This is a genomic window from Pantoea sp. YU22 (assembly GCF_003970755.1).
Classification (GTDB): domain Bacteria; phylum Pseudomonadota; class Gammaproteobacteria; order Enterobacterales; family Enterobacteriaceae; genus Pantoea; species Pantoea piersonii.
This window is the reverse complement of sequence record NZ_RYDU01000002.1, coordinates 60,292-84,070: the sequence shown is the minus strand read 5'-3', so window position 1 is coordinate 84,070 and position 23,779 is coordinate 60,292. Positions and strand designations below refer to the sequence as shown.

The following is a 23,779-nucleotide window of genomic DNA, read 5'->3' as shown; positions in this document are numbered from 1 at the left end:
TGAGAAGTTTTTAATATGTTAATCAAACTGTTAACGAAAGTATTTGGCAGCAGCAACGATCGTACTCTGCGCCGTATGCGCAAAGTGGTAGACGTCATCAACAAGATGGAGCCGGATTTCGAGAAACTTTCAGACGATGAACTGAAAGCGAAAACCAATGAATTCCGTGAGCGTCTGAAAAAGGGCGAGTCGCTGGAAAGCCTGATCCCGGAAGCTTTCGCAACGGTACGTGAAGCGAGTAAGCGCGTCTTCGGCATGCGCCACTTTGACGTGCAGCTGATTGGCGGCATGGTGCTGAACGATCGCTGTATTGCTGAGATGCGTACCGGTGAAGGTAAAACGCTGACCGCGACGCTGCCTGCCTATCTTAATGCGCTGAGCGGCAAAGGCGTGCACGTCGTGACCGTCAACGACTATCTGGCGCAGCGCGATGCGGAAAACAACCGCCCGCTGTTTGAATTCCTTGGCCTGAGCGTCGGCATTAACCTGCCTGGCATGCCTTCTGTGGCGAAGCGTGAAGCCTACGCGGCAGATATCACCTACGGCACCAACAACGAATATGGCTTCGACTATCTGCGCGACAACATGGCGTTCAGCCCGGAAGAGCGCGTACAGCGTAAGCTGAACTACGCGCTGGTGGATGAAGTTGACTCCATTTTGATCGATGAAGCGCGTACGCCGCTGATTATTTCCGGCCCGGCTGAAGACAGTTCTGAACTCTATATCAAGGTCAACAAAATCATCCCTAGCCTGGTACGTCAGGAGAAAGAAGATTCTGATAACTTCCAGGGTGAAGGCGATTTCTGGGTCGACGAGAAAGCGCGCCAGGCGCATATGACCGAGCGCGGTCTGGTCAAAGTCGAAGAGCTGCTGGTTAGCCAGAACATTATGGCCGAGGGCGAATCGCTCTACTCGCCGACCAACATTATGCTGATGCATCACGTCACGGCGGCCTTACGCGCGCATGCGCTGTTTACGCGCGACGTAGATTACATCGTAAAAGATGGTGAAGTGGTTATCGTCGACGAGCACACCGGCCGTACCATGCAGGGCCGCCGCTGGTCTGACGGCCTGCATCAGGCGATTGAAGCTAAAGAAGGCGTAGAAATCCAGAACGAGAACCAGACGCTGGCTTCCATCACCTTCCAGAACTACTTCCGTCTCTATGAGAAGCTGGCCGGTATGACCGGTACGGCGGACACCGAGGCTTTTGAGTTCAGCTCCATCTATAAACTCGACACGATTGTGGTGCCGACCAACCGTCCGATGGTGCGTAAAGATCTGCCCGATCTGGTCTATATGACCGAAAAAGAGAAGATCGACGCGATCATTGAAGATATTCGCGAGCGTACCGCAAATGGCCAGCCGGTGCTGGTGGGTACGATTTCCATCGAAAAATCGGAAGTGGTCTCTAACGAACTGACGCGCGCGGGCATCAAGCACAACGTGCTGAACGCCAAATTCCACGCCCGTGAAGCGGACATCGTGGCGCAGGCTGGTCAGCCGGGCGCGGTCACCATCGCGACCAACATGGCGGGTCGTGGTACCGACATTATGCTGGGCGGCAGCTGGCATGCGGAAGTCGCTGAGCTGGAAGAGCCCACCGAAGCGCAGATTGAAGCGATCAAAGCCGCGTGGCAGCAACGCCATGATGCGGTACTGGCTTCAGGCGGTCTGCACATTATCGGCACTGAGCGTCATGAATCGCGCCGTATCGACAACCAGCTGCGCGGCCGCGCCGGTCGTCAGGGCGACGCCGGTTCTTCCCGTTTCTATCTGTCGATGGAAGATGCGCTGATGCGTATTTTCGCCTCGGATCGCGTCTCTAATATGATGCGTAAACTGGGTATGAAGCCTGGCGAAGCGATTGAGCACCCGTGGGTGACCAAAGCTATCGCCAACGCGCAGCGCAAAGTGGAAAGCCGCAACTTCGATATTCGTAAGCAGCTGCTGGAGTATGACGACGTGGCGAACGACCAGCGTCGCGCTATTTACAGCCAGCGCAACGAATTGCTGGACGTCGCCGACGTCAGCGAAACCATTAACAGCATTCGCGAGGACGTATTCAAAACCACCATCGACAGCTACATTCCGCCGCAGTCGCTGGAGGAGATGTGGGACGTGCCGGGTCTTGAAGAGCGTCTGCGCAACGACTTCGATCTTGATCTGCCGATCGCCGAGTGGCTGGATAAAGAGCCGGATCTGCATGAAGAGACGCTGCGCGAGCGCATCATGACGCATGCCCGTGAGAGCTACGCCAGTAAGGAAGAGGTTGTCGGCGTTGAGATGATGCGCAACTTCGAAAAAGGCGTGATGCTGCAGACGCTGGACTCGCTGTGGAAAGAGCATCTGGCGGCGATGGACTACCTGCGTCAGGGCATCCATCTGCGCGGCTACGCGCAGAAAGATCCGAAGCAGGAGTACAAACGCGAATCTTTCGCTATGTTCGCGGCGATGCTGGAGTCGCTGAAGTATGAAGTAGTCAGCACCCTGAGCAAGGTGCAGGTTCGTATGCCGGAAGAAGTCGAAGCGATGGAGCAGCAGCGTCGCGAAGAAGCTGAACGTCTGGCGCAGCAGCAGCAGCTCAGCCATGTCGATGATGAAGCCGCCGCAGCGGCGTCGCTGGCGGCGCAGAGCGGCGAGCGTAAAGTCGGACGCAACGATCCCTGCCCATGCGGCTCCGGTAAAAAATATAAGCAGTGTCATGGCCGACTGGCCTGACAGGCGCTAAGAAAAAGGAGCTTCGGCTCCTTTTTTCTTGCCCGCGGAGTGTGATTAACATTACGCCGCCCATGCTTTAGAATCAGCGCACATTGACTCACCTGACGTGGAAAAACCTTATGAAGCACCTGCAGGTTGCCGTTGGCATCATCCGTAACGCCGATAAACAGATCTTTCTGGCTCAGCGCCCGGCCTCATCGCATATGGCGAATATGTGGGAGTTCCCCGGTGGCAAAATCGAGGCGGGGGAGAGCGCTGAAGAGGCGCTGAAGCGCGAGCTGCTGGAAGAGACAGGCATTGACGTGACGCAGGCGACAGCGATTGGCGCAGCGGATCATACCTACGAAGATCTGTGCGTTACGCTGAACTTCTTTCTGGTGGAAGGCTGGAACGGCGAACCGTGGGGACGTGAAGGGCAGCCGCAGCGCTGGGTGGCGCAAAGCGCGCTGGTGGCGGAAGAGTTCCCGCCAGCAAACCATACGCTGATTGCACGTCTGGTCGCCGGCGAGCTTTAACAGCAGGGGCTGCGCCCCTGCTCTCAGTGCTGCTCTTCGCTCCAGTCCTCGCTGTCGTTCAGATCGCCCTCGCTGGGAATGCGTTTCTCTTCCTCTGCCCATTCGCCTAAGTCAATCAGCTGGCAGCGCTTGCTACAGAATGGGCGCCACGGGCTCAGTTCATCCCAGATTACATCTCTACCGCAGTGCGGGCACTGAACGGTAATCACTTCATTTTGCATAGCTACCTCTAACAACAGGCCAGTTCAAAGTTGAGTCGTGCGGGTACTTCGCCATGTTCGCTGTCCAGCGGCAGGAAACGGATGGCGTAACGACTTTTGTGGCCGGAAACCTGGGGGTAAAGCGCATCTTCCAGCTGCAGCTGCAGGCGCAGCAGTTCCGCACCCTCCGCATTATCCTGATAAAAACCGTTCAGGCTGGTCTGATGGCGGAATGCCCCCGACTGACGAATAAGATCCAGAATCATCGCCAGGCTCTGATGCAGCGGCTCCAGCGTTTCCAGCCAGGCGGCGACGTGGCTGTCGCGCATCTCCTGAGGCTGATGCAGCCAGATATGCAGTCCTGGCAGATCGAAACTACAGCATCCGCCGGGAATGCTAAGCCGTTGACGCACCAGCCCGATAAGCCGATCCTCACGCAGCTGCTGCCCCATACGCGGCGCACTGTTGAGCTGAACTGCCTGCGCGCGTAGCTGGTCGCGCAGTGCATCGACCACGGCCATATCAACGCCGGGTACGTCAGCCCAGGCGCGTAGTTTTTGCTGCTGACGCTCCAGCTCTTTCAGGAGTTCAGTGCGCATATCGCCGCGCTCGAAAATATCCAGCAGCTCGCCGATGATGCGGAAAAAGGTCAGGGCCGAGGCGGTACGGGTTATCGGCACGGTTTCCTGCAGCTGCTGGATCAGGAATTCCACGCGCAACCAGGTGCGCATTTTTTCATTCAGAGGATGTTCAAACAGAACGACTGTACTCATGGCGTTAATCCTGTTGCGTTGCCGCCAGCGCCAGATAGCGCTGGTGCAGGGCGGCAACCTGCGGCAGCGCCTCATCGGGCGTGCCGCTGTTATTGATGACGTCGTCGGCTACGGCGAGGCGCGCGCTGCGCGTCGCCTGAGCGGACAGAATATTTTGCGCCTGCTGTCGGTCGATGCCGTCGCGCTGGATGGTGCGCATGAGCTGTGTCGCTTCATCGACGTCGACGACCAGTACGCGATCCGCCTGGCGCTGCAGGCCATTCTCGACCAGCAGCGGCACGACCCACAGCACATAGGGCGCTGTGGTCAGCGCTTTCAGCTGCTGCGTGCGGGCGTTAATCAGGGGATGAAGCAGATTATTCAGCCAGGTTTTTTCATCAGGCGACCGGAAAATAATGTCTCTCAGCCGGGCGCGATTCAGCGTACCTTCTTCCGTCAGGATGCCGTTGCCGTGGCGCTCTGCGATTTTCTGTAGCGCCGCCGAGCCTGGCTCGACCACTTCGCGCGCAATAATATCCGCGTCGATAATGGGTACGCCAAGCGCCGCAAAAGCATTGGCGATGGTGCTCTTTCCACTGCCGATTCCACCGGTCAGCGCCACGGTATAAGGCATATCACTCTCTCAGGCGCGCTACACAGCCAGGCAAGCCGAAGCGCAGAACTGTGTGCGCGATCACAATGAAAATTCTCAGCTAAATTTATGGGATTGTAGCTTAAATAAAGTGAAATTCGCAGTCTTGTCGGCAGGCGTATGGCGCGTATGATTATGCCACTGGAGCCGTGCGCGCTACCCGAACTGCGGTTCGTTGCCACTTACCAGGACATTTTTTATGCGTATTGAAGAAGATTTAAAGCTGGGTTTTAAAGATGTACTGATCCGTCCTAAACGCTCCACGCTGAAAAGCCGCTCTGAAGTCGAACTGGAACGTCAATTTACCTTTAAGCATTCCGGGCTGAGCTGGAGCGGCGTGCCCGTGATCGCGGCGAACATGGACACCGTCGGTACTTTCAGCATGGCGGAAGCGCTGGCGAGCTTTGATATTCTTACGGCTGTGCACAAGCACTACAGCGTCGAAGAGTGGCGCGCCTTTATTCAGCGCTCGTCTGTTGCAGTGCTGAACCACGTTATGGTGTCGACGGGCACCTCCGATGCCGATTTGCAAAAGCTGACCGCCATTCTGGCGCTCTCCGCCGATCTTAAATTCATCTGTATTGACGTGGCTAACGGCTATTCCGAGCACTTTGTCACCTTCCTGCAGCGCGCGCGTGAAATCTTCCCGGATCGCACCATTTGCGCAGGCAATGTGGTCACTGGCGAGATGGTGGAAGAGCTTATCCTTTCCGGCGCGGATATCGTTAAGGTGGGCATTGGTCCAGGCTCAGTGTGCACAACGCGCGTCAAAACGGGCGTCGGCTATCCTCAGCTCTCCGCCGTTATCGAATGTGCGGATGCGGCGCACGGCCTGGGTGGTCAGATTGTCAGCGACGGCGGCTGCGCGGTGCCGGGTGATATCGCCAAGGCATTCGGCGGCGGTGCCGATTTCGTAATGCTGGGCGGCATGCTCGCCGCGCATGATGAGTGCGAGGGAACGGTGATCGACGAGAACGGCGAGCAGTTTATGCTGTTCTATGGCATGAGCTCTGAATCGGCGATGAAGCGTCACGTTGGCGGCGTCGCGCAGTATCGTGCAGCGGAAGGCAAAACGGTGAAGCTGCCGCTGCGTGGTCCGGTTGCCGAAACGGCGCGCGATATTCTTGGCGGTTTGCGCTCAGCCTGTACCTATGTCGGCGCTGAGCGGCTCAAGGAGCTGACCAAGCGAACCACCTTTATTCGCGTTGCCGAGCAGGAAAACCGCGTTTTCAACCGTTAACGGTGTCTATGCATTAGGGTGCCGCGCGCACCCTAATGCATCACGTTTCCCAGTCCAAATACCGGCAGATACATCGCGATCACCAGCGTGCCGACAATAGCGCCGATAATCACCATCATTACTGGCTCCAGCGAGGCGGCGAGCGCATCGGCAAGCGCCAGCGTTCGGGCCTCATGCCACTCCGCTAGCTGCGCCAGCATGGTATCCAGCGCACCAGCCTCTTCCCCGACCAGCACCAGCTGCATACAGAGCGGCGTAAACAGCGGATGCGCCCGCATCGCCTGATGCAGCGGCTCTCCCCGCGTAATATGCTGCTGAAGCGCAATGACGGCGTCGCGCCATAACCGCGTCGTCAGCGTCGCTTCAGCCGCCTGTAAACCCTGCAGCAGCGTAATGCCTGCCTGTTGCGTCAGCTGCAGAATGGCGTAAATCTGGCTGAGCTGGCTGCCGCGCCACAGATCTGAGAAAAGCGGCAGGCGCAGCATCAGACGCTGTTCCCACCGTTGCCATGCTGACGAGCGTTGTTGTAGCGCTCGCCAGCCCGCTGCGGCGAACAGCAGCGCGACCGCGAGCCAGCCGCCCCAGCGCTGCAGGCCCACTGAGAACGCCAACACCGCCGCCGTAAAGGCGGGGAGCGGCGCGTTGAACGAGGCGTAGACCGAGACGAACTCCGGCAGCACAAACAGCAGCATGCCGCCGCTTACCGCGACTGCCACCATTAAAATAAAGAGTGGGTAGCGCAGCGCCTTGATGACTTTATTCCTCAGATGTTGCTGACGTGCCTGTTGATCGGCCAGCTGCGCGCAGCAGACGTCAAGCTGGCCGGTCAGTTCGCCCACCTGCATTATGGCGGCGAACAGGGGTGGAAAAATTTGCGGCCACTGGCTTAACGCCTGGGAGAAGGGGACGCCGCTTAAGACGCGCAGCCGCAGCGCATGCAATAGTAACCGCCAGCCAGGATGGGGACGACCTTGCGACAGCAGCTCCAGGCCTTGCGCCAGCGGCAGACCCGCTTTAAGCAAGGTTGCCAGTTGCCTGACAAGGTCTGTTTTGTGCTGCCACTTCCAGTCACGTGCCCGCCACACTTTACGACGCTGCCAGCTAACCGGTAGCAGATCCTGTTCGGCCAGCTGGCGCAGCAGGCTCTCTTCATCAACCGCCAGGCTCTGCCCCTCGTGCAGCTGCTGCTGGCTGTTGAGCGCTTGCCAGCGGTAGAGGCTAAGCCTGGACATCTTCCAGACCGGTAACGCGCTGCATCTCCTCCAGCGAGGTTTCGCCGCGGCTGACCGCCTCCAGGCCAGCGCTGAACAGGGTGCGCATACCCTGCTTTTTTGCCAGCGCCAGCACACTGTCGAGCGGCATCTCGGCGGCGATGGCATTTTGCAGTTTGTTGCCGACCGGCAGGATTTCAAACAGCGCCAGCCGCCCGAAATAGCCGGAAAAACAGTGGTCGCAGCCGGGCGCGCGCCAGGTTTGCAGCGTGCCGGGCCAGATGTCGGGCGGGAAGTGCGCTATCGCCTGCGCCGGCTGTCGACAGTGGGGGCAGAGGCGGCGCACCAGCCGCTGCGCCACAATCAGCCGTAACGCCGGGCCGAGCAGATAGCCAGGAATGCCCATCTGCCGCAGCCGCGTCAGGGTCTCCGCCGTTGAGTTGGTATGCAGCGTCGATAAGACCAGATGGCCGGTCTGCGCCGCTTTGACCGCAATTTCTGCCGTTTCCGCATCGCGTATCTCGCCCACCATAATGACGTCCGGGTCCTGGCGCAGCAGGGCACGCAGCACCCGGTTAAAATCGAGGCCGCATTTCGGGTTGATCTGCGTCTGGTTAATGCCGGCCAGTGGAATTTCGACCGGATCCTCTACGCTGCTGACGTTCATTTCCGGTCGGTTCAGCGTGCTCAGGCAGCTGTAGAGCGTAAAGGTTTTTCCGCTGCCGGTGGGGCCAGTCACCAGAATTAGCCCCTGCGGCTGCGCCAGCGCGGCATCCAGCAGACGCCGCTGCGCAGCGGGCAGGCCGAGCTTATCCAGCGCCAGGGCGCTATCCTCGCTTTGCAGCAGACGAATGACCGCTTTTTCACCGTACTGCACCGGCAGCGTCGCCAGGCGGAAAGCGGCGGGCTTGCCCTCCAGCGTCAGAGTAAACTGACCATCCTGCGGCAGTCGTCGCTCGGCAATATCCAGACCGCCCAGAATTTTCAACCTGGCGAGCAGCGCGGCGGGCGGCGCTTCGCTCAGGAGCGTCAGCGGCTGCAGCACGCCGTCTATGCGCAGCCGTATCCGCACGCCGTCCCGCTGCGGTTCAATATGAATATCGGACGCCCGTCGCCGCAGCGCCTGCTGCAACATCTGGTTAACGGCCTCGATAGCCGACTCCGGCAGGGCGTCGCGCGGCGCATCCGTAGCGGCACTGCCGTGCTGGTGAAGCTCAAGGCGCGCCAGAGGCCAGCACTCAACTTCAACCTGACACTGGCTGGCGAAGGAGAGCGCCTCGCTTAAGCCCTCCGGCACCTGTTCCGCAACGGCGACGCGCAGCAGCGTCGCATCATGATGCAGTAAGACGGCGCGATAGCGCTGGCACAGCGCGCGAATAGCGGAATCAGCCATTGCCATCGCTGGCTCCTTTGTCATCGAAGCGGAACTGTTCCAGACAGTTATCACGCAGGCTGTCGCTGGTGCTGGTACAGCTACGTTGCCACCTCAGGCTGCCTTCCGCACTGTCCCATACCGGCGTCATCTCGACACTCAGTCCAGTCAGGCTCTCCTGACCGGTTAAGGTGATCGCGCCGTTTACGACGCTGAGCGTCGAAACGTAACGCGAGCCTTTTGCCGCCGGTATCCCTTTTTCGCCCGCCTGGCACTGCGCAGGGCCGCCTCGCTCCATAGCGCATAGCTCAACGGCCGTTTTGTAGGGCACCATCGTTTGCAGCATGTCGGTGAGCGCCGCGCGTTGCAGGTAGTTTTGATAGGCTGGTAAGCCGATAGCGCTAAGGATCGCCACGATCCCCACCACAATCATCAGCTCGACCAGGGTAAAACCCTGTTGATGAGTCATTACATCGCCTCCTGAGTAGATTAAGAGGCGGCAGAATAAAAAAGCGCAGGCGTTAAACCCAGCCGCGGATTTTCAGGCCGGGAAAGGGAACGCAATAAAGCGACGGAGTTGCAGCGTTCTGAACAACGAAGCGGAAGCGGGCGCGCAAAAAAGCCGTGTGCAGCGCCACGGCATAGTTGGTTTACAGGGAAGTGAAGCGCATCGAGAGATCGAGCGCACGGACATGCTTGGTGAGCGCGCCGACAGAGACGTAGTCGACGCCGGTCTGCGCAATTTGCGGCAGCGTCGTTTCCGTGACGTTGCCCGAAACCTCAAGCTGCGCGCGCCCCTGCGTACGCGCGACGGCCTCTCGCATCTCGTCGAGGGTGAAATTATCCAGCATGATAATGTCAGCCCCCGCCGCAAGCGCCTGTTCCAGCTCATCCAGCGATTCCACTTCCACTTCTACCGGCACGTCCGGATGCATCCAGAACGCTTTTTCCACCGCCTGCTGAATCGAACCGCTGGCGATAATATGGTTCTCTTTAATCAGGAAGGCGTCAGAAAGGCCGAGACGGTGATTTGCGCCGCCGCCGCACAGCACGGCATATTTCAGTGCCGTGCGCAGGCCCGGCAGAGTTTTGCGCGTATCCAGCAGCTGCGTGTCGCTGCCTGCAAGCAGTTGCACATAACGGCGCGTTTCGGTTGCCACGCCTGACAGCGTTTGAACGAAATTGAGAGCGGTGCGTTCAGCGGTCAGCAGGCGACGAGAAGGGCCGCTCAGGGTAAACAGCTGCTGGTCAGGCGTCACGTTGTCGCCATCTTCGACCTGCCAGCTCAGCGTCACATGACCGCCAAGCTGATTAAACACCTCTTCCACCCAGCGTTTACCACAGAAAACACCCGCTTCCCGCGTGATCACCTGGGCTTGTGCCTGGCTCTCTTCGGGAAGCAGCTGGGCGGTGATGTCACGGTCGGCATCGATCTCGCCGCCCAAATCCTCCTGCAAAGCGCGCGCGACCGTGGCGGGAATATCCTGTTCAATACGGGCGATCAGCGCCTGTCGGCGGCTATCGGCATTATAACGGCGGGTTGGCATAACGAATTCGCTCCTGATGACCTGAAACAGTGAGGCAGCCACAATAGATCGAAAAGGCCAAATTCACCAGCCGAAGTCTGAGTTTTGTTTAGTATACTTAACATGGGCGCGTCACCGCCGTAGCGCAGCACCTTTAGGCTGCCGAAAATCAGTGGAAATCATGCTATTCTCAGCCCGACTCTGCTAAGGAAAAACCGGCATGAAACTGGAACAGGGCTGGCTGACCGACATTCGTCAGGTGCCGTCGCCGCATTTTAATCAACGTCCCAACGACGAGGCGCCCTCGCTGTTGGTCATCCACAATATCAGCCTGCCGCCGGGCGAATTCGGTGGGCCGTGGATCGATCGGCTGTTCACCGGCACTTTGCCGCCCGAAGCCCATCCCTATTTTGCCGATATCGCCCACCTGCAGGTCGCCGCGCATTGCCTGATTCGTCGCGACGGTGAAATCGTGCAGTATGTCTCTTTCGAAAATCGCGCCTGGCACGCCGGGGTTTCCTGCTATCAGGGCCGCGAAAACTGCAACGATTTTTCTATCGGCATCGAGCTGGAAGGCACCGACGATCTGCCTTATACCGATGCGCAGTACCAGGCGCTGGCCGCAGTGACGCGACTACTGCTGCAGCACTATCCTTTGACGCCTTCGCGCATTACCGGACACAGTGATATTGCCCCGACACGTAAGACCGATCCGGGTCCTGCTTTTGACTGGGCGCAGTATCAGCGACTGTTGGCGCAGACTTCTTGTTGATTTTCCCGGAGTGGGTATGACGTTGTTTTCCTTGTTACTGGTTTTAGGTTGGGAACGCCTGTTTAAGCTGGGTGAGCACTGGCAACTCGACCATCGGCTGGAGCCTCTCTTCCGCCGTCGCCGTCATTTTTCGCTGCTGCGCACGCTGGGCATGACCCTGCTGGCGATGGCGCTAACGGCGCTGGCGATCTGGTGCGTAAAAGGCCTGCTGTTCGGCGTCGTGCAGCTGCTTTTCTGGATCCTGGTCGGTCTGCTCTGCATCGGCGCCGGCTCGGCACGCCTGCACTATCACGCCTATCTGAAGGCGGCGAGCCACGACGATGTGGCGGCCCATCAGATGATGGCCGCCGAACTGACGATGATCCACGGCGTGCCGGTGGAGTGCAGCGAGCGTGAGTTTCTGCGCGAGCTGCAAAACGCGCTGATCTGGATTAATTTCCGCTTCTATCTGGCGCCGATGTTCTGGTTTGTGGCGGGCGGCCCCTATGGGCCGGTGCTGCTGGTGGGATATGCTTTCCTGCGCGCATGGCAGAGCTGGCTGGCGAAGCATAAGTCACCCCTTGAGCGCGCGCAGTCAGGCGTTGACGGCCTGCTGCACGTTATCGACTGGATCCCGGCGCGGCTGGCTGGCGTCGCCTACGCGTTGCTGGGGCACGGCGAGAAGGCATTGCCCGCCTGGTTCGCCGCGCTGACCGACTTCCATCGTTCGCAATATCAGGTGCTGACCAGTCTGGCGCAATTTTCGCTGGAGCGCGATCCGCACATGGATAAAGTCGAAACGCCGCGCATCGCTGTTGCCCTGGCGAAACGCATTTCGCTGGTGCTGGTGGTCGTGGTGGCGTTGCTGACCATCTACGGCACGCTGGTCTGATCCGCAGGCGGCACGCCGAAATCGGGCGTGCCGTCGTCGCGCCAGTGAAAATTCTTAAGCCGCGTATGACGATTGGGGTCCCACAGCGGATCCCCTTCAATTTCCGTATAGTTGCGTGCGTGATAGACCAGCACATCCTCGCCGTTCTCATCCTGAGTGAAACAGTTATGGCCTGGTCCATACTGATGGTTATCCCAGTTTGAGGTGAAAACCGGCCGCGCCGACTTATGCCAGTTGGCGGGGTTAAGCAAATCCTGCTCGCTGTCGATCGACAGCAGTCCCAGGCAGTAGTTTTCATCCGTCGCGCTCGCGGAGTAGGTGACGAAGAGCCGGTCGCCGTGCTTAATCACCGCCGGCCCCTCATTTACGCTGAATCCCGCGCACTCCCACTCATATTCAGGTCGACTCAGCATCGCTGGCGCGCCTGTCAGCGTCCAGGGATTAAGCAGTTCCGCCAGATAGAGGTTAGAGTTGCCGGGAATCGCCGGATCCTTCTGCGCCCACAGATACCAGTTTTTGCCCTGATGCACGAAGTGCGTGGCGTCCAGCGCAAAGGTGTCGAACTGGCTAAAGACCCGACGCGGCGCTTGCCAGCGTCCGCTCAGCGGATCGGCGTCGTCGCTCACCAGTGCATACATGCGGTGCTGAAACAGGCCCTCTTTAATATCGCGCGTCGGCGCGGCGGCGAAATAGATCACCCACTGGTTGTCGATGCGGTGCAGCTCCGGCGCCCAGATTAGCTCGCTGCACGGACCGCTCTCCGGTTTGCGCCAGACCACTACCGGTTCGGCGTCGCGCAATCCCAGCAGCGTGCTGGCACGACGCAGTTCCAGCCGGTCATAGGCGGGTACGGAGGCGATAAAGTAGTAGTGCTGCTCATGGCGCAGAATAAAAGGGTCGGCCCGTTGTTCAATAAAAGGATTCGGCCAGTGTAGGGTCATTTCACTTCTCCTGGTTGGGTGACGGCGCCGTCGCGCTGACGCAGTTCATGCAGTTCGCGGAAATTGGCGCGGCGCAGCGCGAGATCGTCCTGAATAGTGCGCATGAGCGCGCGGTCGACCTTCAGCAGACGGACAACGCCTGCGGTAATCAGATAGCCCACGCCGGGGATGACGGTGAACAGCAGCATAATGCCGTTTACCGCCTGCGAAGACTGCTGTTTCGCACCTGCGTCGTAGCCGTAAATCGAGAGAAGAAAGCCGACCATCGCGCCCGCCACCGCCAGCCCAACCTTAAGGAAAAACAGGTTGCCGGAGAAGCTGATGCCGGTGATGCGCTTGCCGGTTTTCCACTCACCGTAATCATCGACGTCGGCCATCAGCGACCAGTGCAGCGGCGACGGGATTTGATGCAGCACGTTCAGCAGGAAGTAGGCGATCACTATCGCGACGGTGGCGTGCGGATCGATCCAGTAAAAGCCGCAGGAGAAGAACGCCAGCGCGATATTGGTCCAGAAAAAGACTTTCAGTTTACACCAGCGGTCAGTAAGCAGCTTCGCCAGCGTACTGCCGAACATCATGCCCACGACGCCGAGGCTGATAAACAGCGTGGCGAAGTGGGTCGACTGGCCCATTACCCAGGTAACGTAGTACATGGTGGCGGCCATACGGATAAAGCCGGGACAGACGTTGCAAAAGGTAAGCAGCAGGATGCGCACCCACTGGTCGTTTTTCCAGACGTCGCGCAGATCGTTTTTCAAATCGTCATGGGTCGGCACCGCCGGGCGAATACGCTCGCGCACTGTGGCGAAGCAGAACAGAAACATCCCCAGCCCAATCAGCGCCAGTACGCTCATCGCCAGCTGATAGCCGCGCGCCTTGTCATCGCCGCCGAACCACTCCGCCATGGGCAACAGCGACAGAGAGAGGATCAGCGTCGCGATGCCGACCATAACAAAGCGGTAAGACTGGCAGGAGACGCGTTCGCCAGGATCGTTGGTGATAACGCCACCCAGCGAGCAGTAGGGGATATTGATGGCGGTGTAGGTCAGAGACATGAAAAAGTAAGTAACGAAGGCCCAGATAACTTTGTTTTCGTAGCTCCAGTCTGGCGTGGTGAACATCAGCACGCTGAACAGCACGTAGGGCACTGAGACCCACAGCAGCCAGGGGCGAAAACGGCCCCAGCGGCTTTGCGTACGATCGGCGATGGCGCCCATAATCGGGTCGGTAACGGCATCAAGCACGCGCACCGAGAGCAACAGCGTACCCACCAGCGCAGGCGCCAGGCCAAAGACATCGGTATAGAAGTAATTAAGAAACAGCATGATGGCGCCGCCAATCATATTGCAGCCCGCATCGCCCATGCCGTAACCCAACTTTTCGCGAAAAGAGAGGGCGGAATCCTTCATGGTTATTATCCTGCGCATTTGGTATGAGCAGAGAAGTATCGTTGCTGAGTCAGCAGGATGGCTGGGAGCAAATAGTCAGTAAGATGGACAAAACAGGCGCGGCGGGAAAAATGTGAGCTGGATCCAGAGGAAAAGAGCCCGCCGACCTGAATCGGCGGGATGAAGATCGCATCAGGCGCGCTGCGTTCTGTTTTTAACGGTGTAGCCAATGGCGAGGATGACCAGCCAGACCGGGATCAGCCAGACGGAGATCGCCATGCCGGGGGTCATCAGCATAATCACCAGGATAGCCACCATAAACGCCAGGCAGAGCCAGTTGCCGAAGGGATAGAGCAGGGCTTTAAAGCGCGTGGTGACGCCCTGCTGATCTTTCTTACGGCGGAATTTCAGATGCGCCATGCTAATCATCGCCCAGTTGATCACCAGCGCGGAGACCACCAGCGACATCAGCAGGCCAAAGGCTTCGCCCGGCATCAGATAGTTGATTAGCACGCAGAGCGCGGTCGCCACGGCAGAGACCAGAATCGTAGCCACCGGCACGCCGCGGCGGTCTACCTTCAGCAGCGCTTTCGGCGCGTTGCCCTGTTGCGCCAGGCCGAACAGCATGCGGCTGTTGCAGTAGACGCAGCTGTTATAGACCGACAGCGCCGCGGTCAGGATGACCACGTTCAGCGCGTTCGCCACCAGCGCGTCGCCCAGATCGTGGAAAATCAGCACAAAAGGGCTGGTGTCTGCGGTCACGCGCGTCCAGGGCATCAGCGACAGCAGCACCGCCAGCGAACCGATATAGAAGATCAGGATGCGGTAGATAACCTGATTGGTGGCTTTGGGGATGCTCTGCTCCGGATTATCAGCTTCCGCAGCGGTAATGCCCACCAGCTCCAGACCGCCGAAGGAGAACATAATTATCGCCATCATCATCACCAGCCCGCTGAAGCCGTGCGGCAGAAAACCGCCCTGCGCCCAGAGGTTGCTGACGCTGGCCTGCGGGCCGCCTGTGCCGCTGAACAGCAGCCAGCCGCCGAACAGGATCATGCCGATGACCGCAACCACTTTTATGATAGAGAACCAGAACTCCATTTCACCGTAGACTTTTACATTGGTCAGGTTAATGGCGTTGATCAGCACAAAGAATACCGCGGCGGTAATCCAGGTCGGCACATCTGGCCACCAGAACTGAATATATTTGCCCACGGCGGTCAGCTCGGCCATGGCTACCAGCACATAGAGCACCCAGTAGTTCCAGCCTGACGCGAAGCCGGCAAAGTTGCCCCAGTATTTGTAGGCGAAGTGGCTAAAGCTGCCGGCAACCGGCTCCTCGACCACCATCTCTCCCAACTGACGCATAATCAGAAAAGCGATAAAGCCAGCAATGGCGTAGCCCAGAATAACACCCGGACCGGCAGCCTGAATGACCGATGCGCTGCCCAGAAACAGGCCGGTACCCACCGCCCCGCCCAGCGCGATCAACTGAATATGACGGTTTTTCAGGCCGCGCTTCAGCGTATCGCCGTGCTGTTGTTCCATACAAACCTCGTGTTGTTTTAATTCTTCTTTTGCAGCGCGCGATGGCTGTCAGGAAGTGGTTACAATAACGTACTGTTTTATTTACGGTATCAGGCGCCTTCTCTGTAAGCGGATGCTACCCTGGCGACAAGAATAGTGATATGCGGTGCGCTTTGCACCTGCTTTCTCTTTTCGTGCTGGGAGTTAACTGAAAATCATCGTTGCCATCACACTGCCGCCTGCGTCTGTTCTGCCACGAACGAGCGGCAAAGACGAATAAGGTTGTCTTATGACCCGACGGGAAATTGTGCTTAACGCTGTGTAAGGTTTGGTAAAAATCCCGGCATCTCACTTTTTTCGTACAGCGCCGTTTCTGGTTTTCCGGCGGTAACTTAACCTTGCGCAGCCTGTTGTCTGGCAAGGATTGTGACGGGCGTCATATAGACACAAGGTGAATACTTTGTTACTTTACGGCCAACTTTTTGGAATTGGTATTACCAATTTACTCCGGACGACGGCTTGATAAGAAGGGAAGATGGCTTACAGTAAGATTCGCCAACCCAAGCTCTCTGATGCCATTGAGCAGCAGCTGGAATCTCTGATTATGGAAGGGACGCTACGTCCTGGCGAGAAGCTGTTGCCCGAGCGCGAACTCGCCAAACAATTCGATGTCTCACGTCCATCCCTTCGCGAAGCCATACAGCGTCTGGAAGCGAAAGGTCTGCTGCTGCGCCGTCAGGGCGGCGGCACCTTCGTCCAGCAGAATCTCTGGCAAAGCCTGAGCGATCCGCTCGTCAGCCTGATCACTAAACATCCAGAATCTCAGTTCGATTTACTGGAAACGCGCCATGCGCTGGAAGGGATCGCCGCCTACTATGCGGCGCTGCGCGGCACCGAAGAGGATATCGAGCGTATCCGTCACTGCCACGTACAGATTCAGCAGGCTCAGGAGAGCGGTGACCTCGACGCGGAAGCGGATGCAGTGATGCAGTATCAGATCGCTGTCACAGAAGCCGCCCATAATGTGGTGCTTTTGCATTTGCTGCGGTCGATGGGCCCTATGCTGGAACAAAACGTTCGACAGAATTTTGAATTGCTCTACTCGCGCCGGGAAATGCTGGCGAAAGTGAGCGGTCACCGCGCCAGTATTTTCGAGGCGATTGTGGCTCGCGAGCCAGAACAGGCACGCGAGGCCTCGCATCGTCACCTGGCGTTCATAGAGGAAATCTTGCTGGACAGAAGTCGGGAGCAGACTCGTCGTGAACGCTCCCTGCGTCGTTTACAGCAACGTAAGGAATAACGCGCGACAAAGAACGCGCGACATCAACGACGGGCCTGTCTCCTTGTGCTCTGGCAAATGAAGCAAGCAGAGCACATGGAGACAGGCTCCAGACAATTCAACGTATTAGACACAGATAAGGAATACCCCCCATGTCAGAACGTTTACAGAATGACGTGGATCCGATCGAAACTCGTGACTGGCTACAGGCGATCGAATCGGTCATCCGTGAAGAAGGTGTTGAGCGTGCGCAGTATCTGATCGATCAGGTGCTGAGCGCAGCCCGCAAAGGCGGCGTAAAAGTGGCGGCAGGTGGTAACGCCGTCAGCAACTATATCAACTCTATTGCCGTTGAAGACGAGCCGGAGTATCCGGGCAACACGTCTCTGGAGCGTCGTATCCGTTCCGCAATTCGCTGGAACGCCATCGTAGCGGTGCTGCGCGCCTCGAAGAAAGATCTGGAGCTGGGCGGCCATCTCTCCTCATTCCAGTCTTCTGCGACCATCTATGAAGTGTGCTTTAACCACTTCTTCCGCGCGCGCAGCGACAAGGACGGCGGCGATCTGGTTTACTTCCAGGGTCATATCTCGCCGGGTATCTACTCGCGCGCGTTCCTTGAAGGCCGTCTGACCGAAGAGCAAATGAATAACTTCCGTCAGGAAGTGCACGGCAACGGTCTGTCATCTTACCCGCACCCGAAACTGATGCCGGACTTCTGGCAGTTCCCGACCGTTTCTATGGGCCTGGGGCCGTTGAACGCTATTTATCAGGCGAAGTTCCTGAAATATCTGGAACACCGCGGCCTGAAAGATACCTCTAACCAGACCGTTTACGCCTTCCTCGGCGATGGCGAGATGGACGAGCCGGAATCCAAAGGCGCGATCACCATCGCGACCCGCGAGAAGCTGGACAACCTGGTGTTCATCATCAACTGTAACCTGCAGCGTCTGGACGGCCCGGTTACCGGCAACGGCAAGATCATCAACGAACTGGAAGGCATCTTCGCAGGCGCCGGCTGGAACGTGATCAAAGTCATCTGGGGCGGTCGCTGGGATGAGCTGCTGCAGAAAGACACCAGCGGTAAACTGATCCAGCTGATGAACGAAACCGTCGACGGCGACTACCAGACCTTTAAATCCCGCGACGGCGCCTACGTGCGCGAACACTTCTTCGGTAAATACCCGGAGACGGCGGCGCTGGTTAAAGACTGGTCAGACGAAGAGATCTTCGCCCTGAACCGCGGCGGCCACGATCCGAAGAAAATCTACGCGGCACTGAAGAAAGCGCAGGAGACCAAAGGTCAACCGACGCTGATTCTGGCGCATACCATCAAAGGCTATGGTATGGGCGACACCGCTGAAGGTAAAAACATCGCGCACCAGGTCAAGAAGATGAACATGGATGGCGTTCGCTACATCCGCGATCGCTTCAATGTGCCGGTTGCCGACGACAAGATCGAAGAGCTGCCGTACGTGACCTTTGAGAAAGGTTCCGAAGAGTACAACTACCTGCACGGCCAGCGCGAGAAGCTGGGTGGCTACCTGCCGTCCCGTCAGGCGGAGTTTACTGAAAAACTGGACATGCCGAAGCTGGAAGAGTTCAAGGCGCTGCTGGAAGAGCAGAGCAAAGAGATCTCAACCACCATCGCCTTCGTGCGCGCCCTGAACGTGATGCTGAAGAACAAGTCGATCAAAGATCGTCTGGTGCCGATCCTGGCGGACGAGGCGCGTACCTTCGGTATGGAAGGTCTGTTCCGTCAGATTGGTATCTACAGCCCGAACGGCCAGCAGTACACGCCGCAGGACCGCGAGCAGGTTGCTTACTACAAAGAAGATGAGAAAGGCCAGATTCTGCAGGAAGGGATCAACGAGCTGGGCGCAGGTTCATCCTGGCTGGCGGCGGCGACCTCTTACAGCACCAACAACCTGCCGATGATCCCGTTCTATATCTACTACTCCATGTTCGGTTTCCAGCGTATCGGCGATCTGATGTGGCTGGCGGGCGACCAGCAGGCGCGCGGCTTCCTGATCGGTGGCACCTCCGGTCGTACCACGCTGAACGGCGAAGGTCTGCAGCACGAAGATGGTCACAGCCACATTCAGGCGCTGACTATCCCGAACTGTATCTCTTACGATCCGGCGTATGCGTACGAAGTGGCGGTCATCATGCATGACGGCCTGGTGCGTATGTACGGCGAAGCGCAGGAGAACGTTTACTATTACATCACCACGCTGAACGAAAACTACCACATGCCAGCGATGCCGGAAGGCGCCGAAGAGGGTATCCGTAAGGGTATCTACAAGCTGGAAACCGTGGAAGGCAGCAAAGGCAAAGTGCAGCTGCTGGGTTCAGGCTCTATCCTGCGTCACGTGCGTGACGCGGCGCAGATCCTGGCGAAAGAGTACGGCATCGGTTCCGACGTCTACAGCGTGACCTCGTTCACCGAACTGGCGCGCGACGGCCAGGACTGCGAACGCTGGAACATGCTGCATCCGACCGAGGAAGCGCGCGTGCCTTACATCGCTCAGGTGATGAACGACGCGCCGGCGGTGGCATCGACCGATTACATGAAGCTGTTCGCTGAACAGGTTCGCAGCTACATTCCGGCCAGCGACTACCGCGTGCTGGGCACCGACGGCTTTGGCCGTTCTGACAGCCGCGAAAACCTGCGTCACCACTTTGAAGTGGACGCCTCCTACGTGGTGGTGGCTGCGCTGGGCGAGCTGGCTAAACGTGGCGAAATCGACAAGAAAGTGGTGGCGGACGCGATCGCTAAGTTCGACATCGATGCCGATAAAGTTAACCCGCGTCTGGCTTAAGAGGTAAGAGAGTAATGGCTACTGAAATTAAGGTACCGGATATCGGGTCTGATGAAGTTGAAGTCACCGAGATCCTGGTGAAGGTTGGCGACAAGGTGGAAGCCGAGCAGTCGCTGATCACCGTAGAAGGCGACAAAGCCTCTATGGAAGTTCCCTCGCCGCAGGCGGGCGTAGTGAAAGAGATCAAAATCGCGACCGGCGACAAAGTCGAAACCGGCTCGCTGATTATGATTTTTGACGCAGAAGGCGCGGCGGCAGACGCGGCGCCAGCGGCGGAAGAGAAGAAAGCCGAAGCCGCTCCGGCGCCGGCTGCTGCCGCCACCGCAGCAAAAGACGTCAATGTGCCCGATATCGGCGGCGACGAAGTGGAAGTCACCGAGATCCTGGTGAAAGTCGGCGACAAAGTTGAAGCCGAACAGTCGCTTATCGTCGTTGAAGGCGATAAAGCCTCGATGGAAGTGCCTGCGCCGTTCGCGGGTACCGTAAAAGAGATCAAAATCGAAACCGGCGCGAAAGTCAGCACCGGCTCGCTGATCATGGTCTTCGAAGCAGAAGGCGCGGCGCCGGCAGCGGCGGCGAAGCCGGAAGTGAAAGAAGCGGCGACCTCCGCACCTGCGGCTACCGCTGGCGCGAAAGAGGTCAAGGTGCCGGATATCGGCGGCGACGAAGTGGAAGTCACCGAAGTGCTGGTGAAGGTCGGCGATAAAGTGGAAGCCGAACAGTCGCTGATTGTTGTTGAAGGCGACAAGGCCTCAATGGAAGTGCCTGCGCCGTTCGCTGGCACCGTCAAAGAGCTGAAAGTCTCAACCGGCGATAAAGTGAGCACCGGCTCGCTGATCATGATCTTCGAAGTGGAAGGCGCGGCGAAAGCCGAAGCGCCGAAGCAGGAAGCTGCGCCCGCACAGGCTCCGGCGAAAGCCGCTGCGCCTGCCGCACCGGCCGCGCCTAAAGCTGACGCGAAGAGCGACTTTGCCGAAAACGACGCTTATGTGCACGCGACCCCGGTTATCCGTCGTCTGGCGCGCGAATTTGGCGTGAACCTGGCGAAGGTGAAAGGTACCGGCCGTAAAGGCCGTATCCTGAAAGAAGACGTTCAGAGCTACGTGAAAGACGCGGTGAAACGCGCTGAGGCCGCTCCGGCTGCCGCCAGCGGCGGAAGCCTGCCTGGCCTGCTGCCGTGGCCGAAAGTGGACTTCAGCAAGTTCGGCGAAGTTGAAGAAGTGGAGCTGGGCCGCATCCAGAAAATCTCTGGCGCTAACCTGAGCCGTAACTGGGTAGTTATCCCGCACGTTACGCACTTCGATAAAACTGATATCACCGATCTGGAAGCGTTCCGTAAACAGCAGAACGCGGAAGCCGAGAAGCGTAAGCTGGATGTGAAATACACCCCGGTGGTGTTTATCATGAAAGCGGTCGCTGCCGCGCTGGAACAGATGCCGCGCTTCAACAGCTCGCTGTCTGAAGACGCGCAGCGCCTGACGCTGAAAAAGTACATCAACATCGGTGTGGCGGTCGATACGCCGAACGGCCTGGTGGTTCCGGTCTTTAAAGACGTGAACAAGAAAGGCATCACCGAGCTCTCTCGCGAGCTGATGGCGACCTCGAAGAAAGCGCGCGACGGCAAGCTGACCGCGAGCGACATGCAGGGCGGATGCTTCACCATCTCCAGCCTTGGCGGTCTTGGCACCACGCACTTCGCGCCGATCGTCAACGCGCCGGAAGTGGCTATCCTCGGCGTGTCTAAATCGGCGATGGAGCCGGTCTGGAACGGTAAAGAGTTTGTGCCGCGTCTGATGATGCCGATCTCGCTTTCCTTCGATCACCGCGTGATTGACGGCGCTGATGGTGCGCGTTTCATCACCATCATCGGCAATATGTTGTCCGACATCCGCCGTCTGGTGATGTAAGTACAATCAAGGCCGGCAATCGCCGGCCTTGTTGTAAAGATTCGTGGCATCGCGGTTTGCAGTTTGTTAACAATTCTGTAAACTCTTGCGGTGAAAAATGTCCCGGTGGAGCAAAGGACATCGTGAGCCTGTTTCGTCAGGCGTACCTGGCGCAGTCAGTTGTTGACGCCCAGCGCGCAGAACCTGCAGCGTACTTAAGATACGCAAGGCGTCGCGCACTGCCCGGATGCAAGTGGCCTCCCAGCCTGATGAAAAACGCTCTACGTCTGACCCGCCGGATCACAACTAAGAGGTCATGATGAGTACAGAGATTAAAACCCAGGTCGTGGTACTTGGGGCTGGTCCTGCAGGTTACTCTGCAGCCTTCCGTTGCGCTGATTTAGGTCTGGAAACCGTACTGGTAGAGCGTTACAGCACCCTGGGCGGTGTCTGTCTGAACGTGGGCTGTATCCCGTCAAAAGCGCTGCTGCACGTTGCTAAAGTGATCGAAGAGGCGAAAGCCCTGGAAGAGCATGGCATTGTGTTTGGTCAGCCCTCTACGGACATCAACAAAGTCCGCACCTGGAAAGAGAAAGTCATTAACCAGCTGACCGGCGGTCTGGCTGGCATGGCGAAAGGCCGTAAAGTCAAAGTCGTTAACGGCCTGGGCAAATTCACCGGTGCAAATACTCTGGTTGTGGAAGGAGAAGGCGGCGCGACCACCATCAACTTCGACAACGCTATTATCGCGGCCGGTTCTCGTCCGATCACGCTGCCGTTTATTCCGCATGACGACCCGCGCGTATGGGACTCTACCGATGCGCTGGAGCTGAAAGAAGTGCCGGAGCGTATGCTGGTTATGGGCGGCGGTATTATCGGTCTCGAGATGGGTACCGTTTACCATGCGCTGGGCTCGCAGATTGACGTGGTTGAGATGTTCGACCAGGTTATCCCGGCAGCCGACAAAGACGTGGTGAAAGTGTTCACCAAGCGCATCGCTAAGCAGTTCAACCTGATGCTGGAAACCAAAGTCACCGCGGTTGAAGCGAAAGAAGACGGCATCTACGTTACGATGGAAGGCAAGAAAGCGCCGGCCGAACCACAGCGTTACGACGCGGTGCTGGTCGCGATCGGCCGCGTGCCGAACGGTAAAGGTCTGGATGCAGGTAAAGCGGGCGTGGAAGTGGACGATCGCGGCTTTATCCGCGTCGACAAGCAGATGCGCACCAACGTTCCGCACATCTATGCTATCGGCGATATCGTCGGTCAGCCGATGCTGGCGCATAAAGGCGTGCACGAAGGCCACGTAGCGGCCGAAGTTATCGCTGGCATGAAGCACTACTTTGATCCGAAAGTGATCCCGTCTATCGCTTACACCGAGCCGGAAGTTGCATGGGTCGGCCTGACTGAGAAAGAAGCGAAAGAGAAGGGCATCAGCTACGAAGTCTCTACCTTCCCGTGGGCAGCCTCAGGCCGCGCTATCGCGTCTGACTGCGCAGACGGCATGACCAAGCTGATTTTCGACAAAGAGACGCATCGCGTTATCGGCGGCGCGGTTGTCGGCACCAACGGCGGCGAGCTGCTGGGCGAAATCGGTCTGGCGATCGAGATGGGTTGCGATGCAGAAGATATCGCGCTGACTATCCACGCGCACCCGACGCTGCACGAGTCGGTTGGCCTGGCGGCAGAGATCTTCGAAGGCAGCATCACCGACCTGCCGAACCCGAAAGCGAAGAAAAAGTAATTTTCTCCGCTAATAAAAAAAGCTCCCGCAAGGGGGCTTTTTTTTGCGCCCGATCCACGGTGAGCGTCGCGGGCAAAACAGAGGCGCCAGACGCCTTTATTCATAACCCAGAAGTGCATCAATACGGAAAAAGTTGGTGTAAAAGTTATACCTGCCTCCTGAATGTCGCCGTGCCGCTTCGCCAGACAGTCGCCTGACGAAAGCACATTTTGCAAACAACCTCTGACGCCACGCCGTTCCCCGCCAGCTAGCTCAAAAATTCAAAAAGCGCACTTTTTTACCCTGTTAATTATGTTGTGTTTTTGTAAACAGATTAACAAACAGCCTGAACCCTGCTATGCTGCCCCACGCGGAACCGGGCAC

Annotated in this window: 19 protein-coding genes; 9 read left to right on the top strand and 10 right to left on the bottom strand. The window is 58.0% G+C overall.

The genetic code is table 11. The features are described from left to right. Positions 1-15 precede the first annotated feature (15 nt). Positions 16-2,721 (top strand): preprotein translocase subunit SecA, encoded by a 2,706-nt coding sequence (gene secA, locus EKL29_RS04825; RefSeq protein ID WP_126689012.1) that lies wholly within the window; start codon positions 16-18, stop codon positions 2,719-2,721. A gap of 119 nt (positions 2,722-2,840) precedes the next feature. Continuing rightward, positions 2,841-3,236, top strand: coding sequence for an 8-oxo-dGTP diphosphatase MutT (gene mutT / locus EKL29_RS04820; RefSeq protein ID WP_126689011.1), 396 nt, complete (start codon positions 2,841-2,843; stop codon positions 3,234-3,236). Between the two features lie 23 nt (positions 3,237-3,259). On the opposite strand, the gene yacG is transcribed toward mutT, so the two are convergent. From yacG to coaE, 3 genes are read right to left on the bottom strand one after another with little or no spacing between them, the layout of a single operon-like run. Next, complete coding sequence (gene yacG / locus EKL29_RS04815) at positions 3,260-3,457, bottom strand: DNA gyrase inhibitor YacG (protein ID WP_120455734.1); 198 nt, start codon at positions 3,455-3,457, stop codon at positions 3,260-3,262. An 8-nt stretch (positions 3,458-3,465) separates the two neighbouring features. Beyond that, a complete protein-coding gene (gene zapD / locus EKL29_RS04810; RefSeq protein ID WP_120455736.1) occupies positions 3,466-4,209 on the bottom strand; it encodes a cell division protein ZapD in 744 nt (247 codons plus the stop codon). 4 nt (positions 4,210-4,213) lie between these two features. After that, positions 4,214-4,822, bottom strand: coding sequence for a dephospho-CoA kinase (gene coaE / locus EKL29_RS04805; protein ID WP_126689010.1), 609 nt, complete (start codon positions 4,820-4,822; stop codon positions 4,214-4,216). 217 nt (positions 4,823-5,039) lie between these two features. On the opposite strand from coaE, the gene EKL29_RS04800 reads away from it, so the two are divergent. Then, entirely contained in the window at positions 5,040-6,080 is a 1,041-nt protein-coding gene (locus tag EKL29_RS04800; protein WP_120455740.1) for a GMP reductase, read from the top strand. A 32-nt stretch (positions 6,081-6,112) separates the two neighbouring features. Here the strand turns inward: EKL29_RS04800 and hofC are convergent, their stop codons facing one another. The 4 genes from hofC to nadC all read right to left on the bottom strand — a co-directional run bounded on the left by hofC (position 6,113) and on the right by nadC (position 10,210). Continuing rightward, positions 6,113-7,312 carry a protein transport protein HofC gene (hofC, locus tag EKL29_RS04795; protein ID WP_126689009.1) on the bottom strand — a complete coding sequence of 400 codons (1,200 nt, stop codon included), beginning with the start codon at positions 7,310-7,312 and terminating at the stop codon, positions 6,113-6,115. Then, entirely contained in the window at positions 7,299-8,690 is a 1,392-nt protein-coding gene (gene gspE, locus EKL29_RS04790) for a type II secretion system protein GspE (protein WP_126689008.1), read from the bottom strand. The genes hofC and gspE overlap by 14 nt, the downstream gene beginning before the upstream one ends. Further along, positions 8,677-9,132, bottom strand: a complete 456-nt coding sequence (gene ppdD / locus EKL29_RS04785; RefSeq protein ID WP_120455744.1) for a prepilin peptidase-dependent pilin — start codon at positions 9,130-9,132, stop codon at positions 8,677-8,679. The genes gspE and ppdD overlap by 14 nt, the downstream gene beginning before the upstream one ends. Positions 9,133-9,313: 181 nt before the next feature. After that, positions 9,314-10,210 carry a carboxylating nicotinate-nucleotide diphosphorylase gene (nadC, locus tag EKL29_RS04780; RefSeq protein WP_120455746.1) on the bottom strand — a complete coding sequence of 299 codons (897 nt, stop codon included), beginning with the start codon at positions 10,208-10,210 and terminating at the stop codon, positions 9,314-9,316. A 199-nt stretch (positions 10,211-10,409) separates the two neighbouring features. Here nadC and ampD point away from each other — a divergent pair, with 199 nt between their 5' ends. Further along, positions 10,410-10,961: a 1,6-anhydro-N-acetylmuramyl-L-alanine amidase AmpD gene (gene ampD / locus EKL29_RS04775; RefSeq protein WP_126689007.1), complete on the top strand. Its 552-nt coding sequence runs from the start codon at positions 10,410-10,412 to the stop codon at positions 10,959-10,961. 16 nt (positions 10,962-10,977) lie between these two features. Then, positions 10,978-11,832, top strand: coding sequence for a beta-lactamase regulator AmpE (ampE, locus tag EKL29_RS04770; RefSeq protein WP_126689006.1), 855 nt, complete (start codon positions 10,978-10,980; stop codon positions 11,830-11,832). On the opposite strand, the gene EKL29_RS04765 is transcribed toward ampE, so the two are convergent. From EKL29_RS04765 to aroP, 3 genes are all read right to left on the bottom strand, one after another. Continuing rightward, entirely contained in the window at positions 11,814-12,773 is a 960-nt protein-coding gene (locus EKL29_RS04765) for a family 43 glycosylhydrolase (protein WP_126689005.1), read from the bottom strand. The two genes, ampE and EKL29_RS04765, sit on opposite strands and share 19 nt — an antisense overlap. Next, the gene (locus EKL29_RS04760) at positions 12,770-14,182 is read right to left on the bottom strand and encodes a glycoside-pentoside-hexuronide (GPH):cation symporter (protein ID WP_120455753.1); all 1,413 of its coding nucleotides are present in this window, start codon (positions 14,180-14,182) and stop codon (positions 12,770-12,772) included. The genes EKL29_RS04765 and EKL29_RS04760 overlap by 4 nt, the downstream gene beginning before the upstream one ends. A 171-nt stretch (positions 14,183-14,353) precedes the next feature. Then, the gene (gene aroP, locus EKL29_RS04755; protein ID WP_120455755.1) at positions 14,354-15,709 is read right to left on the bottom strand and encodes an aromatic amino acid transporter AroP; all 1,356 of its coding nucleotides are present in this window, start codon (positions 15,707-15,709) and stop codon (positions 14,354-14,356) included. Positions 15,710-16,223: 514 nt separating this feature from the next. Here aroP and pdhR point away from each other — a divergent pair. The 4 genes from pdhR (at position 16,224) to lpdA (ending at position 23,416) form a co-directional block, all read left to right on the top strand. After that, entirely contained in the window at positions 16,224-16,988 is a 765-nt protein-coding gene (gene pdhR, locus EKL29_RS04750) for a pyruvate dehydrogenase complex transcriptional repressor PdhR (protein ID WP_120455757.1), read from the top strand. 131 nt (positions 16,989-17,119) lie between these two features. Beyond that, complete coding sequence (gene aceE, locus EKL29_RS04745) at positions 17,120-19,786, top strand: pyruvate dehydrogenase (acetyl-transferring), homodimeric type (protein WP_120455759.1); 2,667 nt, start codon at positions 17,120-17,122, stop codon at positions 19,784-19,786. 14 nt (positions 19,787-19,800) lie between these two features. After that, entirely contained in the window at positions 19,801-21,693 is a 1,893-nt protein-coding gene (gene aceF / locus EKL29_RS04740; RefSeq protein ID WP_120455761.1) for a pyruvate dehydrogenase complex dihydrolipoyllysine-residue acetyltransferase, read from the top strand. Positions 21,694-21,991: 298 nt separating this feature from the next. Further along, positions 21,992-23,416, top strand: a complete 1,425-nt coding sequence (gene lpdA, locus EKL29_RS04735; protein ID WP_120455910.1) for a dihydrolipoyl dehydrogenase — start codon at positions 21,992-21,994, stop codon at positions 23,414-23,416. The last annotated feature ends 363 nt before the right edge of the window (positions 23,417-23,779 follow it).